We start from the raw sequence: 15,941 nt of genomic DNA on the forward strand, positions 1-15,941 counted from the left end.
CGCGCTCGTGGTCAGCAGTGACGAACGCAGGCCGCGAAGGCGCCTCAACGGTGGCGAGACCTCTTCCTGACCCCAGGCCTGACGAGCCATCAGAGCGAGCGTCACATGAGCGTCACGACTGTTCTGCGCACTCCCTAACCGTGATCGGCTACACCACGTCAAGGGACGCCATCCTCGGCCCGCTGGCCCCTGGGCGACATCACCCTGGCTCTACCACTGTGCAGGCCGGACGAGCGCCGGTCGGCGCCCGGTGACGACCCGCCTCACCCTCGTACCGTTTGATGACGCTCAGCTACACGACCCTTCTTCCCACGCACTGCTGGAGCTACCTCACCCACCTGACGCTCCGTCGGAAACAGCGTCAAATGAGCGTCAGGACGGTTTCCCCGACGCCCCCAGGGGCGAGGAGAACGCGTCCATCACCTCGCGAGACGTCCCACGAAGCCGCAGGTCAAACCCACTCCGCCGACACCAGGACACGTTCCACGTCGCGCATGTCGGGGAACACGTCGAGCGTGCCCGGGCGCTCCTGAGCAACCTAGGAAAACTGCAGGTCAAAGCCCCTTTGTAGCGGGCTCAAGAATCGCCACGCACTCCACATGATGCGTCATCGGGAAGATGTGCAGTCTGACCCAGCCCGGAGAACATGCAGGTCAGAGGAGGTTTTCCGGCCCGCTCCAGGCCCCGCGAAAGGCTCCGTGCGTCATACGTGCGTCACCGCCACAGGCGTGCGCCAGGGACACCAGGACCACCACCACAGCCCTGGCCGCGGCGCACTCGGCCGCAACCCAAGCCGCCCATGGCGGCGCGTATCGCGGGCTCCCCACCCACAAGCCCCTCGGAATCGACAGTCCGACGTAAGAAGCCCCCTGACCGGCAGGGGCCAGATCAGGGGGGTGTACGGAAGGGCAGGGGCACAGGCACAGAGGGATTGTGGCAGGCGACTCGCCCGCCACAGGGGAGGAGTCATCACGATCCCCACCCGATTGCGCGTCGGCCCCCGTCCCCTCTACCCATGCGATGCCTCGGCCCCTCCGACCGAGGATCCCCGGCAACCACTTCGCTATCGCAATGTGGTCGCAGTGCTGCGGCACCTCGCCGTGCTGGACGAGGACGGCACCCCGTGTCCGGGGCCGTCCCTGGAGGCGTGGCGGGAGCGGGACGCGGGCGAACTCGCGGGGCTCGCGGTGCGTGCCCTGGTGGAGTGGTGTGACCGGCTGGGCGCTGACCCCGATATAGGGGACGAGTTCGACGACGAGATCCTCGGCGACCTGGTGACGCTCTACACCGCGGCGGGCGAGACCCGCTCGGTGGCGCGGGACTCGGCCGTGTCGGCCGAGTGGGCGGTACCGCCGGGTGCGTCGTTCGCCGCTCCGGCGCGTGAGCGCGACGACGCGGCGGGCCCGCGCGAGCCGGGTCGGGAGGCCGGGCGGGCGGAACCGGAGGAGCCGAACGGGTCGGCCTCGGCGTACCGCCTGCCGTCACCGCCCGAACTCGAACGCCTGCTGGGGCTGGGCACGTTGGACGAGAATGACGTGGCGGAGCTGGAACCGGAGGCGCATCGGCTGGCGGCCCGGCTCGACGCCCTGGCCAGGGCCGGTGTGGTGTGGCGCAGCGGTGACGCCTACGGGCTGACGCCGCTTGTTGCGGCGGTGCTGCGAGAGGCGCTGCTGCTGGCGCACGGCGGCGGCTGGCCACCGCGCGCGGCGGGGCCGGAAGCGGACGGGGGCAGGAACGATGCTGGTGACGGGGAACCGAGACCGCGGTGGACACCGTCGACCGTCGCGGAGCGCTTCCCCACCCTGGCGGCGGTGTCGGCGTTGGACGCCGAGCGGCTGGTAGCCGCCGCGTGGCACTGGGAGCCGGCCACGGCCCGCCGGGTGCTGCGCACATGGGTGGCGGCCGGTAACGGTCCGGACGCGCGCTGGCCACAGCTGCTGGCGGCCCTGGCCGCACCCTCCCCCACTCTCGGCTCCGCTCGAGCGGGGGGACCCCCATCGCGCACGCACCTGGCCGATCACCGCGGGCTGGCCGCCCGCACCCTGCCGGACGCCCCGGTCGGCCTGGTCGCCGGGTACGTCGGCGACCCGGTGCTCGGTGCCTGGGCCGCCGAGGCGCTGCGCGCGGCAGGCCAGCCGGTCGAGGCGAACTCCGTACCCCGCTCCTCCCGCCTGCTGTGGCAGCTCGACCGGCTGCACGCGCTGGCGGTACCGGCCTGGCGCGCGTCGTTCACCCGGTACGGGGAGACGGCCGATGCCGACGGACCGGAACCGACGGACGGACCGGACGGTTCGAAGCACCCCGGGCAGGCACCCGAACTCCAAGCCCTGTACGACGCCTTCCAGCAGACCGCCGCCGACTGGCCGGGTGGCGCGGACGCCCTCACAGCGGAGCTCGCCCACGCCGACCCCTTCACCGCCTCCCACAGCCTGGAGCTGCTGACGGACCACCCGGACCAGGAGATCGCACGGCCCGCCGCACTCGCCCACCGGGAGTGCGAGCGGGCGCGGTCAGGGCCGGTACCGGAAGCCAGCGGTGGCTGTGCTGAGAGGCGCAAGGCCGGGAAGAAGACCAGGAAACGCGGTGGGCGCCGCTGAACCCGGGGCCGTCTCCCGCTCTTCGCCTATGAGCCGTCGAAGAGTTCTTCGGCGGAGGTGGCGGTGGCGGTGGCGGCCCGGGGAAGCCACAGGCGCAGGAGGTCGGGGCCGTCGCGGTCGGTGATCGGCTCGTGGGTCGCGTCGGGGACGTCGATGCCGCGGGTCCGCAGGGCGACGAGGATGTTCTCGACCCCGCCCTGTACGCGGCCTTCGTCACGGTTTTCCCAGGAGATGGACGACTTGCAGAGGGAGAGATCCACGGCCACCAGAATCCTCCCGAGTTCAAGTGCCCGGGGCGCGCTGTGCAGGACTGCGGCGACTGACCGATTCGGTCCGGCACCAGATCTTTGCCTCCGACAGCGCGCAATCGCCGGCCACGCCGTCTCCAGCGCGGCCGACACCGCCCTCGGGAAGGCCGGGACAGCTCGCGCATCGCGACCCGCACCACCTCGCGGGCGGCCATAATGGGTTCATGCCCTCCAGCCCGCATCACCCCGCGCCGGCACCGAGCGACCTGTCGGGCGCGGTCGCCGAGGATCTCGCGCTGTACCGGGAGAAGTTCCGGCGGCGTCTGCCACAGTCGCTGGACGAGTTGCACGGCCCGGCCCAGGGGGTCGTGGAGCTGCCGCTGCACCTGGCCTGGTCCGGGATGACCTCATACGACCTGGGCAAGCCTCGCCAGCGTATGGGCCTGTACCGCACTGTCCTGCACGAGGGCCTGCGCGACGACCTGCCCCGCTACCTCAACGAGGACCTGCTCCTCCGGCTGTGGCCGGTGCTGCGCACCCTTGTCGGGCGCACTGTACGCACGGTATGGGAAGACGCCTTCCCGCAGCTCGCCTCCCGCACCCGGGCAGCCGCGTGACGGACATGCCAGAGCTGCACACGCGGCTCCTGGCTGATGTGATCGCCCTCGGCTCCCCGTATCCGCTGGTTCTCACCGGCGGGTATGCGGTACGGGCGCACCATCTCGTCAACCGCCCGAGTCAGGACCTCGATGTCGCGACCGAGAATCCGGCGCCCATGGCCGACATCGCGGCCGCACTCCGCGCCGGCCTGGAAGCCCGCGGCTGGAAGGTGCATGTCCTGGAGACCGCCCCGTTGTCCGCCCGCTTCACCGTGACCGACCCGGTCACCGGGCAGGAATGCGAGGTCGACATCCTCAAGGAGATCTTCTGGCGGCCGGTCGCCCAGAGCCCGTACGGGCCCGTCCTCGCGGAGGAAGACGTGATCGGCACCAAGGTCCGCGCCCTCGCCGACCGCGGAGCGCCCCGCGACCTGATCGACGTCTTCGCAGCCTCCCACCGCTGGTCAAATGCCGAGCTTGAGGAGTTCGGCCGCCGCCACGCCCGTGGCCGCTTCGAGCGCGAAGACCTGCAGGCGAACCTCACCGGCGCCGAGTGGACCGACGACGAAGCCTTCGCCGCTTACGGCCTGGACGATGCCACCATCACCGCTCTTCGAACCTGGGCCGTGGAGTGGGCCGACGACCTCGCAGCCCGGCTCCTCGAAGAGCCCGGTGATCCGGACATCGACTGATCTTGCCGCACGTGCACGCCCTCCCGTAAGCACGGGGGCATGCGCCGCGCCGCCCATGGCCATGCTTGCCACACTCGCCGGCCCCGAGGCTGAGCCCGGCAGGCTCATCCGCTATGCAGCCGTACACGGGCAACTTACAGTCCAGGGCATCCCTTGCCGGGGTCGATCCGGGGCGGTTCACGTGGGCTGCCCTGCTGCGAACCAGCAGCAAGACAAACGTGAGCATACGAGGAAGCCGGCCAACTCGCCTCCGCACCTGTTCCAGGCCCTCCAACGATCTGACGGTCTTTCAGGCTGTGCGTCATCCGTGCGTCACGCCGCAAGAACCAACGGGCTCCGCGACCACCACGCACCCCTCCCCCTCAGACGAATGCGCAGGTCACGCGGCATCGTCCGCCTTCACCCGTTCCCATCGTCCCCAAACAGGTCGAGCCGACGAAAGAAATCAGAAAACCGCAGGTCAAGAGCGTTTCTCAGCGGGTTCCAGGATCGCGACGCACTCCACGTGCGAGGTCATCGGAAAGATGTCGGCTTCAGCGGGTCTCGGAAAAGGCCAGGTCAGAGGCCATTTCTCGGCTCGCTGTGCCGCCTGCGGGAGCCCGGAGCGTCAAACGAGCGTCATGACGTACAGGCTGCCCTCAGAGGGACGATGAGCCCTTGTCGGTTCGTGAGACCGGCCTACCGCTGACTCGCCAACTGCGACGGGCGGTGGATCGGGCCGGTGATCTGGGACAGGGGTCTGCCCGTGCCGTGGTTGGACTGGGCGATCATCTCCGCGGTGATGGAGACGGCCGTCTCCTCGGGTGTGGAGGCTCCAAGATCGAGGCCGATGGGGGAACGCAGCCGGGCCAACTGGTTCTCCGTGACACCCTGCTCGCGCAGGCGGCGCATGCGCTCGTCGTGGGTGCGCCGGGAGCCCATGGCCCCGACGTAGGCGACGGGCAGGTCGAGTGCCAGGCGCAGCAGGGGGATGTCGAACTTGGCGTCGTGGGTGAGGACGCAGACGGCGGTGCGGTCGTCCACCTCGGTGCGTTCCAGGTAGCGGTGGGGCCAGTCGACCACCACTTCGTCCGCGTGCGGGAAGCGGGCGGGAGTGGCGAAGACGGGGCGAGCGTCGCAGACGGTGACGTGGTAGCCCAGGAAGCGGCCGGCCCGGCTGAGGGCCGCGGCGAAGTCGACGGCACCGAAGACCAGCAGGCGCGGCCGGGACGCATGGACATGAACGAGGACGGACAACCGTTCGGGGCATTCGTCTGCCTGCCCGCCGATGTCGATGCGGACGGTGCGGCCCGCCCGTATCAGGGCCCTGGCCCGGTCGGCCACTGCCCGATCCGCCGGGCCGCCGTCCACGCGCCCGTAGGCGACATGACCGCCGCCGAGCACGCTCAGCGTCGAGCCGAGGAGGCGCTCGGGGCCGTCCACGACCTGTGCCACGGCGACCGGTCGCCCTTGAGCGATCTCGGAGAGGGCCGTGGACAAGTGCGGCTGGGCTGCAGGGTCGATGCGCTGGACGAAGACGTCGAGTTCGCCGCCGCAGGTCAGACCGACGGCGAAGGCGTCGTCGTCGGAGTAGCCGAACCGGGCCCGCTGCGGAGTGCCCCGGTCACGGAGCACCTGCCGACACAGCTCGTAGACCGCTCCCTCGACGCAGCCACCGGAGACGCCGCCCACGGCGTTGCCGTCCTCGTCCACCGCGACCGACGTACCGACCGGCAGAGGGGCGCTGCCGTGCACGCCGAAGACGGTGGCCAGGGCGAAGGGGCGCGCCTCGCGGCACCAGCGGTGCAGTGTGTCCGCGATGTTCAGCATGGCAGTTCTCCATGGCGGGACCAGGATCGGAAGGTGAACGGGCCGCCGCCGCGACGCGGGGAAACGTCAGGCGGCGGCCCTGGGAAGTCCGGCAACCGGACGGGGCAGGCTGCCGGACGAGCGGTGTGCACCCCGCCGCAAGGCATGGATCAGAGCAATGCCTCTGCGGTGATGGGCAGTTCGCGGACGCGGCGGCCGGTGGCGTTGAAGACCGCGTTGGCGATGGCGGGCGCGACGCCGATCATCACGAGCTCTCCGAGGCCCTTGACGCCGAGCGGGTCGGCCTCGCGATCCTCTCCGTCCAGGTAGATCGCCTTGAGGTCGGGGATGTCGGCGTTGACGGGGACGAGGTAGTCGGCGAGGTTGGCGTTGACGATCCGGCCGTCGCGGTGGTCGGTGACCGTGTGCTCCAGCAGGGCCGTTCCGATGCCGCCGACCATGCCGCCGAGGGCTTGGCTGTCGGCGAGCTTGGGGCTGATGATGCGGCCCGCGTCGTACACGCCGAGCACCCGCCGTACCCGCACCAGGCCCAGGGTGGCGTCGACGGCCACTTCGGCGAACGTCGCGTTGTAGCCGTAGAAGGAGTGCCGCTCCGGGCCCGACGGCGGGGCGAAGGAGCCGTCCGCTTCCAGGTGGGTGCGGTCGTTGCGGGCGAGCAGCCGCCGGTACGTCTCCCCGCGCGTGGGATCGTTCTTCACGTGCAGTCGGCCGCCTCGCACCACGACATCGCCGGCGGCCACCCCGTACAGCGGTGACTCGCGGTCCCGGACGGCCAGTTCGATCGCCTGACGGCGGACTTTGTTGCAGGCGTCGAGGGTGGCGGAGCCGACGCTGGCCATGGTCATCGAGCCGCCGTGCGGTGGGGTCGGCGGATAGAGGGAGTCCCCCAACCGGAAGGTGACCGCGCGCACGGTGAGTCCGAGGGCGTCGGCAGCGACCTGAGTCTGGGAGGTGTAGGTGCCCGGGCCCATGTCGGTGGCGGCGGCCTCGACCAGCGCGGTGCCGTCGGCGTCCAGGCGGGCCCGGGCCTGGGCGGGCATGCGGGCGGTGTCGTAGACGCCGGCGGCCATGCCCCTGCCGATCAGCCAGTCTCCCTCACGTGCCGAGCGGGGCCTGGGGATGCGGCGCTCCCAGCCGAACTCGCGCGCGCCGACCGCATAGCACTCGCGCAGCCGACGCGTGGAGAACGGCAGCCCGGACGACTCGTCCTCGTTCGGCTCGTTGCGCCGGCGCAGCTCGATCGGGTCGACGCCGAGCTGGTGGGCGAGTTCGTCCATGGCCGACTCGATGACGAAGGAGGCCGTCTGGAAGCCGGGGCCTCGCATGTACAGCGGCGTGGGCAGATCCAGCGGCACCGTCCGGTACGCCTGGCTGACGTTGGGCATGCTGTAGAGCATCTGCCCGGCCGCCAGGATGGACTCGGTGAACGTCTCGTACGACGACGTCTCGGCGTCCAGCTCGTGCACCGCGGCGGACAGCCGACCGCGCCGGTCACTGCCGAGGCGCAGGCGGTACTCGTACGAGGGCCGGAACCCGGTCCCGAGGTACATCTGCTTCCTGCTCAGGACCAGCTTGACCGGACGCTTCGTCTCACGGGCTGCCAGCGCCGCGACGACGACGTGCGGCCAGCAGCGCAGCGCCGTGCCGAAACCGCCGCCGACGAACGGCGAGATGACGCGCACCGCGTCCGTCTCCAGGCCGAACACTGCGGCGAGTTCGGTCTGCGTGCCCACCACCCACTGGGTCTTGTCCCACACCGTGAGCCGGTCGCCGTTCCAGCGGGCGATGGTGGCGTGCGGCTCCATCGGGTTGTGGTGGTTGCGCGCCGTGCGGTACGTCAGGTCCAGTCGCACGGCCGCCGCGCGCAAGGCCGCCTCGGCATCGCCGCGCGCATAACGGGTCGGCTCGTCCGGCTCGGCCTCGGTGATGTCGGTCGAGGGCTGTTCGGCGTCGTAGCCGACCTTGACCAGACTCGCGCCATGCTGTGCGGCCTCCAGGGTGGTGGCGACCACCACGGCGACGGGCTGGCCGTGGAAGCGGACGCGGTCGTCCTGGAAGACGCGAAGCCGTCGGCCTGGCGGGTTGTTCGACCCCGAGTTGTCGCGGTACGGCAGCTTCGGCGCGTTGCGGTGGTGGAGCACCTTCAGTACGCCCGGAAAGGCTTCGGCGGCAGCGCTGTCGATGGAGGTGATGCGACCGCGGCCGATGGCTGCGTCGACGATGACGGCGTGAACGGCCCCCTCGACCTCGTGCTCGGCGGCGTACAGCGCCTGTCCGGTGACCTTGAGCCGGCCGTCCACGCGGGACAGCGGCGCACCCACCGCTGCCTGCGGCTGGGGGCTCACTTCGTACCTCCTATGACGCGCAGCTGGCGTTCGACGGTCCGCTTGAGCAGCTCGACCTTGAACCGGTTGTGCTTGAGCGGGCGTGCCCCGTCCGCCGCCTTCGCGGCAGCGGCTGACCACAGGGCCCCCGAGGGGCGTTCACCGACGAGGTGCTGCTCGACGGCGGGCAGCTTCCAGGGCACCGTGCCCACTCCCCCGGCGGCGACCTTCGCCTCGCGGATCACCCCGCCGCGTACGTGCAGCGCGACGGCAGCCGATGTCAGGGCGAACTCGTACGACTGCCGGTCACGCACCTTCAGATAGCCCGACCTGAGCGGGCGCGGAAGAGCGGGAATCTCCACTGCGGTGATCAACTCGCCTTTACGCAGGGCCTGTTCGCGTTGCGGGGTGCTGCCCGGCCGCAACAGGAAGTCGGCGAAGAAAACTTGACGTGCCCCGTCCGGGCCCAGCAGGTGCACCCGTGCCTCCAGGGCGGCGAAGGCCACGGCGGCATCGGACGGGTGTGTGGCCACACACGCGTCGGAGGCCCCGAGGATGGCGTGCGTGCGGTTATGGCCGTGCAGGGCGGCACAACCCGAGCCGGGCTCGCGCTTGTTGCAGTCGGCGGTCACGTCACGGAAGTAGGTGCACCGGGTGCGCTGCATGATGTTGCCGCCGATGGTGGCCATGTTCCGCAGCTGGGCCGAAGCGCTCAGTTCCAGCGCCTCGGAGACGACGGGATACAGCGTGCGCACCTTGGCGTGGGCGGCGGCACCGGACATGGTCACCAGGGCGCCGATCCGCAGTCCCCCGCGCTCGGTCACCGTGACCTCGCGCAAGGGCAGGCCGCCGATGTCGACCAGGCTGCCGGGACGCTCGACGGTCTCGCGCATCAGGTCGACGAGGGTGGTGCCGCCGGCGATGTAACGGCCGCCGCGGCGGCCCGCGTTGAGAGCCTCACGGGTGTCGGACGCCTTGGTGAAGGCAAAGGGATACATCGGGCCCTCACTTCCGGCCGGCGGTCTGCTCGACCGCCCGCACGATCTTCACGTAACAGCCGCAGCGGCAGATGTTGCCGCTCATCCACTCCCGGATCTCCTCCGGCGAACCGGTGTGCCCCTCCTGGATGCAACCCACCCCGGAGACGATCTGACCCGGGGTGCAGTAGCCGCACTGGAAGGCGTCCTCGTCGATGAACGCCTGCTGCAAAGGGTGGAGTTGTTGGCCCTCGGCCAGGCCCTCGATCGTGGTGACCTCGGCCCCCTCCAGACGCACCGCGAGCGTCAGGCAGGCGTTGACCCGGTGGCCGTCGACCAGCACGGTGCACGCACCGCAGGCCCCGGCGTTGCAGCCCTTCTTCGAGCCCGTCAGACCGAGATGCTCGCGGAGCAGGTCCAGCAGCGAGGTGCGGTTGTCGACCGTCACGGTCCGGCGGGTGCCGTTGACCGTCAGGGAGACGCGACTGGAGGGCGGCGCCTCGGCAGCGCTCACCTCCTGCGCGTCGGCGAAGATCGTCCCGCCGATCACACCGCCCGCGACGACGGCACCACCGACCGCGGTACTTGTGGCGATGAAGGTGCGCCGAGTGGGCGCCGGGGAGGACTCGCCGGCTCCGGTGGGGGGCGGAGCGGCAGGTTCAGGGAGTTCAGTTGACATACGTACGCCTTCGTATCGCTGACGGATCGGCCGTACACATCAGCGGGACGCGAGAGTGGATCGTCGTCACCGCGGGGAAGCCGGCAACCGCGCGCTCTGGCGGCGGCTACCGGTCGCCTGCGGAGTCTTGCATCACCGGCAACGCTCGTGACAGGGAGACTTTCCTCCCCCCCTTGAGGCTCGTCAGAAGCGACTGACCGACGTCATCGGGGGCATTTGCACGCGCTGCAGGGCAGCGCTGCAGTCCCCGGGACGCCGTGACGGTCGTGCGCACGCCTCGGATGCGCGTGGGAGGGGCCGGGGCTACTGGTCGCGGGTGCGGCGGCCGTTGTACTGCTGGTCTGTGACCGGCTCGGCCCACGTGGTCTCGGGAGTGTCGTCGCCCGTGCCCTCCCACAGGGCGATGTGCTCCATGAACCGGTCGGGGACGGCGCCGTGCCAGTGTTCCTCGTCCGGCGGACAGGCGACAGTCTCGCCGGGGTGAGCCTCGAAGACGGTGCCGTCCCGGGTGCCGATCAGGGCGATGCCGGAAACGACGTGCAGGGTCTGGCCCAGGGCGTGGGAGTGCCAGTTGGTGCGTGCGCCCGGCGAGAAGCGGACCAGGTCGGCGCGAATCCTCGACGGCTCCTGGCCGGCCACGATGACGTCCCACCACACATCGCCGGTGAACCAGTCCGCCGGGGCCTTGCTGCTGGGCTGGGGCTTGATGAATTCCATGGTGTCTCGCCTCTCCTTGGTGCGTGTGCTGTCTTCACTCCTTGCGTGGAAATCGGGGGATCGTGGTAGCGGCTGAAGCCGTCGCGGCGGACGGTGGACAGCGCGGCCACGTCTTCGACGGTCCCATGCGGGGAACCGGACGAAAAGAGGAGGATCTCCTCCCCACCTTCGTGCAGGGACGAACGGTGGCGCGGGTCAGGGCGCGGCTTCAATGGTGATCCGGTCGGCCCCGGCAAGCCGGTCGGCGTCGGCGTCGATGTGGCCGAGGATGAGCAGGTCGGGGTTGGCGGAGTCGCCGTCGCGGTAGAAGAGGGCCAGATTGCCCCAGGGCGCGTAGTAGGTCAGGTCGCCGGCCTTCGGCGCGCGCGGCTCGGGAGCGCCCGAGGTGGTCAGCTTGCGCGGCAGGTCGGCGATCCGCTCCGTCTGGTGGAAGTCCTCCAGATCCAGGGCGAGCGGGAGTAGCTCGGCGAAGTCACGGGCAGCCGGACTGTCGTTCAGGGCGGCGTCGACGGGGCGGCCGTCGAGGGTGACCCGGATGTCCATGGTGGGGTTCCTGTCGGGCGGTGTGGTGCGTGCCTCGGCCGTCGGTGTCTGCTGTCGGGCGGAGGACGCGGAGGGTGTCTTGTGCGGGGAGGCCGGCGAGGTGTCGCTGCAGGCCGCCGCGGCCAACAGGACAGTGGTGGCCGTGGCGGCACGGGCGACGGCGCGGAGGGTGGCCGAGTTCATGGTGTCGTCCGGGCGTCAGTCGGGCAGCGGCTCGGCGTAGTGGCGGAAGCCCTCCCGCTTGACGTGGAGATCGTACAGACGTTCGGCCAGCGTGTCGGGGCTGCTGTGCTCGGCGGCGGGCCTGATCGCTCCGGGGATGATCAGCTGCGCGGCGTGGATGTTCTCCGGGGCGAGCGTGTCGTGCAGCATGCGGGCGTAGGCGCTCTCGGCGGCGAAGGCGATCGAAGTGCCGGCGACCTTCGGGTTGGGGCGTACGGCGCTGGAGCCGTTGACGAACAGCAGGGTGCCGCGACCGAGTTCGCGCATGCCGGGCAGGACGGCGTTCACCGCGGTGACCGGGCCCTTGACGGAGAAGGCGAGCGGGGCGTCGAGGTCGTCGGCGCTCGTGTCGAGGACCGGCTTCATGAAGTCGGCGCGGGGCACGGGGCTGTACTGGAGAATCTCGATGCTGCCCAGGTCGGCCGCGGCCGCGTACAGGGCCGCGGTCAGGGACTCGATGTCGAGGACGTCGGCCGTGTACCCGCGCGCCTGGATGTCGTCACGGGCGAGGGCGGCCGTCAGACCGTCCAGCTTCTCCGCGTCGCGGGCGATGAGGGCGACGGTGTGGCCGGCGGCCCCGAAGCGGCGGGCGGTGGCCAGCCCGAGACCGGGTCCGGCACCGATGAGGGCGAAGGTCGTCATGTCAGTCCTTGTGCGAGCGGGGGTGGTTGCCTGTCCTGTGGCCGCACCGCGTCGGTGCGGCCCCGGGTGTGGACGCTTCTGCGCTCAGGGCTTGAGCAGGGTCTTGATGGCGCGGCGCTCGTCCATGGCCTTGTAGCCCTCGGCGACCTGGTCCAGGGGCATGATGAGGTCGAAGACCTTGCCCGGATTGATCCGGCCGCTCAGGACGCGGTCGATCAGGTCGGGCAGGTAGCGGCGCACGGGGGCAGGACCACCGCGCAGGCCGACCTGGGAGAAGAACAGCTCCTGGCCATCGACCGAGACCTCGTGCGGGACTCCGACGAAGCCGACGTTGCCGCCGGGGCGGGTGGAGTGCAGGGCCTGCCGCATCGACTCGGCGGTGCCGACGCACTCCAGCACGGAGTCGGCGCCGATGCCGCCGGTGAGGTCCTTGACGCGGGCGATGCCTTCGTCGCCGCGTTCGCTGATGATGTCGGTGGCGCCGAACTCGAGGGCGAGCTTCTGCCGCGACTCGTGGCGGGACATGGCGATGATCCGCTCCGCACCCAGTTCTTTCGCGGCGATGACACCGCACAGGCCGACCGCCCCGTCACCGACGACCACGGCGGTGGAGCCGGGCTTCACCTCCGCGGCGAGGGCGGCGTACCAGCCGGTGCCCATCACATCGGACACGGCGAGCAGGCTGGGCACCATCTCGGCGTCCGGGTGCTCGTCGGTGGCGACCAGGGTGCCGTGGGCGTTGGGGATGCGCACGTAGTCGGCCTGGCAGGTGCTCATGAACTCGCGGTTCAGACAGGAGGACTGCCAGCCGCCCCGGCAGTTCACGCAGGTGTTGTCCGAGGTGGCGAAGGAACCTACGACGAACTGGCCCGGCGCGACGTTGGCGACCTCGCTGCCGACCTCCTCGACGATGCCCACGTACTCGTGCCCCATGGGGTGGGGCTCGTCCACCGGCTCCGCGCCGCGGTAGGGCCACAGGTCCGAGCCGCACACACAGGTGGCGACCGTACGGATGACGGCGTCGGTCGGCTGGAGGATCTTCGGGTCGTCCAGGGTCTCGAAGCGCACATCGCCGGGGGCGTGAATGACTGCTCCGCGCATGGGGTCTTCCTTCGGTGCGGGGAATCGGTGAGCCGCAGCCGTCGTGAGCAACGACTGCTCACGGTCGAGCCTCACACGCGAGGGGCGGGCGCGAAAAGCGGAGAGAAATATCCCAGGACGGGAACATCCTGGGAGGAAATTCTCCCCCCTTACGCAGGTGCGATCGATGTCATCCTGGGAAGCATGACCGCCAACCTTCCCCTCAATGAGCTAGGAGAATTCCTCAAGAAGCGCCGCTCCGAGCTGAGCCCGCGCACGGTCGGCCTGCCCGAGACCGACAGGCCCCGCCGGGTGGAGGGGCTGCGCCGCGAGGAGGTCGCCCAGCTCGCCAGCATCAGCACCGACTACTACACCCGTCTGGAGCAGGGCCGTATGCAGGCGTCGGCGCCCGTGCTGGATGTCCTCGCCCGGGTGCTCCATCTGGATGACGACGAGCGGGGCTACCTCTTCCAACTCGCCGGCAAGACCATCACCCGCTCCCGGCGCCGCGGACGGCAGAAGGTCCAGCCACAGTTGCAGCGGGTCCTGGACGACCTCACCGCCACTCCGGCCATCGTGCAGGGCCGACGCGGGGACATCCTCGCCTGGAACGCACTGGCCGCCGCCCTGGTCACCGACTTCTCCCGCCTCGCGGAAAAGCACCGCAACTACCCGCGGATCATCTTCACCGACCCCGCCATGCGCACCCTGTACGCCGACTGGGAGAGCTCCGCGCACATCGCCGTCGCCCAACTGCGCATGGAGGCCGCGAAGTATCCCGAGGACCCGCGCCTGATCGAGCTGGTCGGTGAACTGTCCCTGCGCGACAAGCAGTTCGCCCGCTGGTGGGGCGAACACCACGTCGCCGCCCGCACCGTGGGCACGAAGATCCTCAACCATCCCGTCGTCGGCGAACTCGTCCTTGACTGGGACACCCTGACCGCCAACACGGACCCCGACCAGAATCTGACCGTCTGGACCGCCGAGCCCGGCTCCCCCACCCACGAACGACTACGCATCCTGGCCTCCTGGGCCGCCGACCAGGACCTGCCGGCCTCCTCCCCCGCCGGCTGACCGCGACATCGGGCCAAGGGCAGCGGCCACGGCACACACGCAGGTGGAACCGATCAGCACAGATGGGGAGTCCGGACATGCCCCGGTGCAAGGCCCGCCCGGAGTTCCCGCCGGTTGGCGGTTTCCCTGCCCGTCAGACGACCATCCACTGCTGGTTGGCGCCGGCGGCGCACGTTGCCTGCACCGCCCGTAGCAGCGCACTGTCGATCAGACCCATGCGGCCAACCTGCCCCACAGAGTGGCCATCAGGCGCCTGGGCAGCGACACAACGGGCCTGACACCCCATCAGAACGAGCGTCAAATGAACGTCACGAGCGTCATCTCAGCGTCAAGATATCGCCCGTAACGCCCACACCGCACATAATGCGCACGAACAAAACCACAGGTCAGGCGCCCTTCGCGGCCGGTTCGAGGATGGCGACACACTCCACATGATGAGTCATCGGAAACAGATCGAACGCCCGCAGCATCCGCACCCGGTACCCGCCCTCGCGGAAGTACCCGAGGTCACGCGCCAGCGCGGCCGGGTCGCAGGCGACGTACGCGATGCGGCGCGCGCCCAGCGTCGACAGGTGCTCCACGGTCTTGCGGCCGGCGCCCGCGCGGGGCGGGTCCAGGACGACGAGGTCGACCTCGGTGATCCCGGTGCGCGGCAGCACCGCCTCGACCTTGCCCTGTTCGATCCGGACGCGGTCGAAGTCGGCGAGGTTGTGCCGCGCGTCCTCGACGGCCCGCTTGCCGGACTCGATTCCGAGGACGGCCCCCTTCTCGCCGACCCGGTCGGCGAGCGCGCCCGCGAAGAGACCCACCCCGCAGTACAGGTCGAGCGCGGTGTCCCCCTTGCGGGGCAGCAGACCCTGCATGACGGCCTTGACCAGGGTGTCCGCGGCCTTGGGGTGGACCTGCCAGAAACCGCCGCTGCCCACCCGGTACGTGCGGTCGTCGGCGCGCTCACGGACGAAGGGGCGCCCGTGGACGCGGTGCACGCCCCGGTCCTTCTCCCCGACCCGCATCACGGACACCGGCTTGTCCAGCTCCACGATCGGCAGCCGCGCCCCCGGCTTCGGGGTGAGGATCACCTGGCGGTCCTGTGAACCCGTCGCCGCGATCGCGTCGACCGACTCCATGCCGGTCCAGTCCCGCTTCTCGATGCCCAGTTCGCTCACGCCCGGAGCCGCGATCATGCAGTGGTCGATCGGCTCGACCTCGTGGGACCGGTGGCGGCGCAGACCCGCGCGCCCCGACGCGTCCACCGCGTACTGCACCCGCGTACGCCACGCCGGGACCTCGCCCGCCGGGACCTTGTCGCCCTCGGCGGGCATCACCGTGCCGTCCCAGCCCACCTCCTCGGGTGTGAGACCCGCGAGCCGCCGCAGCTGCTCGGCGATGACCTCGCCCTTGAAGCGGCGCTGGGCGCCCGGCTTCACGTGCTGCCAGTCGCAGCCGCCGCACCGGCCGGGACCGGCGTAGGGGCAGGGGGCCTCGATCCGGTCCTTGGCCGCGTCGAGCACCTCGACCGCGTCGGCCCTCAGGAAGCGCGCGCCCTCCTCGCCCTCGGTCACCCGGGCCACGACCCGCTCACCGGGCAGCGTGTGCCGGACGAAGAGGACCTGACCCTCCGCCGTACGGGCGATGCAGTGGCCGCCATGGGCGACGGGGCCGACCTCGACCTCGTACTCCTCCCCCACCAGCGATTTCTTCGGTTCTGCCTGCATGGCGGGGTGACTCCAGGGGAGAG

At 70.6% G+C, this 15,941-nt stretch carries 14 protein-coding genes; 4 read left to right on the forward strand and 10 right to left on the reverse strand.

Features of this window, described 5'->3' with window-relative positions; all coding sequences use genetic code 11:
• Positions 1 to 1,073 precede the first annotated feature (1,073 nt).
• A complete protein-coding gene (locus AC067N_RS17015) occupies positions 1,074 to 2,597 on the forward strand; it encodes a serine/threonine-protein kinase (RefSeq protein WP_478679676.1) in 1,524 nt (507 codons plus the stop codon).
• 26 nt (positions 2,598 to 2,623) lie between these two features.
• On the opposite strand, the gene AC067N_RS17020 is transcribed toward AC067N_RS17015, so the two are convergent.
• Positions 2,624 to 2,857 carry a hypothetical protein gene (locus tag AC067N_RS17020; RefSeq protein WP_478679677.1) on the reverse strand — a complete coding sequence of 78 codons (234 nt, stop codon included), beginning with the start codon at positions 2,855 to 2,857 and terminating at the stop codon, positions 2,624 to 2,626.
• 212 nt (positions 2,858 to 3,069) lie between these two features.
• Here AC067N_RS17020 and AC067N_RS17025 point away from each other — a divergent pair, with 212 nt between their 5' ends.
• Complete coding sequence (locus tag AC067N_RS17025) at positions 3,070 to 3,462, forward strand: hypothetical protein (protein ID WP_478679678.1); 393 nt, start codon at positions 3,070 to 3,072, stop codon at positions 3,460 to 3,462.
• Between the two features lie 5 nt (positions 3,463 to 3,467).
• Positions 3,468 to 4,136 carry a nucleotidyl transferase AbiEii/AbiGii toxin family protein gene (locus AC067N_RS17030; RefSeq protein WP_478679679.1) on the forward strand — a complete coding sequence of 223 codons (669 nt, stop codon included), beginning with the start codon at positions 3,468 to 3,470 and terminating at the stop codon, positions 4,134 to 4,136.
• A 678-nt stretch (positions 4,137 to 4,814) separates the two neighbouring features.
• Here the strand turns inward: AC067N_RS17030 and AC067N_RS17035 are convergent.
• The 8 genes from AC067N_RS17035 to AC067N_RS17070 form a co-directional block, all read right to left on the reverse strand.
• Positions 4,815 to 5,945, reverse strand: coding sequence for an XdhC family protein (locus AC067N_RS17035; protein WP_478679680.1), 1,131 nt, complete (start codon positions 5,943 to 5,945; stop codon positions 4,815 to 4,817).
• 149 nt (positions 5,946 to 6,094) lie between these two features.
• Complete coding sequence (locus AC067N_RS17040) at positions 6,095 to 8,290, reverse strand: xanthine dehydrogenase family protein molybdopterin-binding subunit (RefSeq protein ID WP_478679681.1); 2,196 nt, start codon at positions 8,288 to 8,290, stop codon at positions 6,095 to 6,097.
• Positions 8,287 to 9,267 (reverse strand): FAD binding domain-containing protein, encoded by a 981-nt coding sequence (locus tag AC067N_RS17045; RefSeq protein ID WP_478679682.1) that lies wholly within the window; start codon positions 9,265 to 9,267, stop codon positions 8,287 to 8,289. Before AC067N_RS17045 ends, AC067N_RS17040 begins: the two co-directional genes overlap by 4 nt.
• A 7-nt stretch (positions 9,268 to 9,274) precedes the next feature.
• A complete protein-coding gene (locus AC067N_RS17050; protein ID WP_478679683.1) occupies positions 9,275 to 9,925 on the reverse strand; it encodes a (2Fe-2S)-binding protein in 651 nt (216 codons plus the stop codon).
• A 303-nt stretch (positions 9,926 to 10,228) separates the two neighbouring features.
• On the reverse strand, positions 10,229 to 10,642 hold the full coding sequence (locus AC067N_RS17055) for a (R)-mandelonitrile lyase (protein ID WP_478679684.1): 414 nt from the start codon (positions 10,640 to 10,642) through the stop codon (positions 10,229 to 10,231).
• A 195-nt stretch (positions 10,643 to 10,837) separates the two neighbouring features.
• Positions 10,838 to 11,368 (reverse strand): cyclophilin-like fold protein, encoded by a 531-nt coding sequence (locus AC067N_RS17060; RefSeq protein WP_478679685.1) that lies wholly within the window; start codon positions 11,366 to 11,368, stop codon positions 10,838 to 10,840.
• 15 nt (positions 11,369 to 11,383) lie between these two features.
• Entirely contained in the window at positions 11,384 to 12,049 is a 666-nt protein-coding gene (locus AC067N_RS17065; RefSeq protein WP_478679686.1) for an SDR family NAD(P)-dependent oxidoreductase, read from the reverse strand.
• A gap of 84 nt (positions 12,050 to 12,133) precedes the next feature.
• Positions 12,134 to 13,150 (reverse strand): zinc-dependent alcohol dehydrogenase family protein, encoded by a 1,017-nt coding sequence (locus AC067N_RS17070; protein WP_478679687.1) that lies wholly within the window; start codon positions 13,148 to 13,150, stop codon positions 12,134 to 12,136.
• 183 nt (positions 13,151 to 13,333) lie between these two features.
• On the opposite strand from AC067N_RS17070, the gene AC067N_RS17075 reads away from it, so the two are divergent.
• The gene (locus AC067N_RS17075; protein WP_478679688.1) at positions 13,334 to 14,203 is read left to right on the forward strand and encodes a helix-turn-helix domain-containing protein; all 870 of its coding nucleotides are present in this window, start codon (positions 13,334 to 13,336) and stop codon (positions 14,201 to 14,203) included.
• Positions 14,204 to 14,589: 386 nt separating this feature from the next.
• Here the strand turns inward: AC067N_RS17075 and AC067N_RS17080 are convergent, their stop codons facing one another.
• The gene (locus AC067N_RS17080; RefSeq protein WP_478679689.1) at positions 14,590 to 15,918 is read right to left on the reverse strand and encodes a class I SAM-dependent RNA methyltransferase; all 1,329 of its coding nucleotides are present in this window, start codon (positions 15,916 to 15,918) and stop codon (positions 14,590 to 14,592) included.
• Positions 15,919 to 15,941 lie beyond the last annotated feature (23 nt).

The organism is Streptomyces sp. NPDC042364, assembly GCF_056437585.1.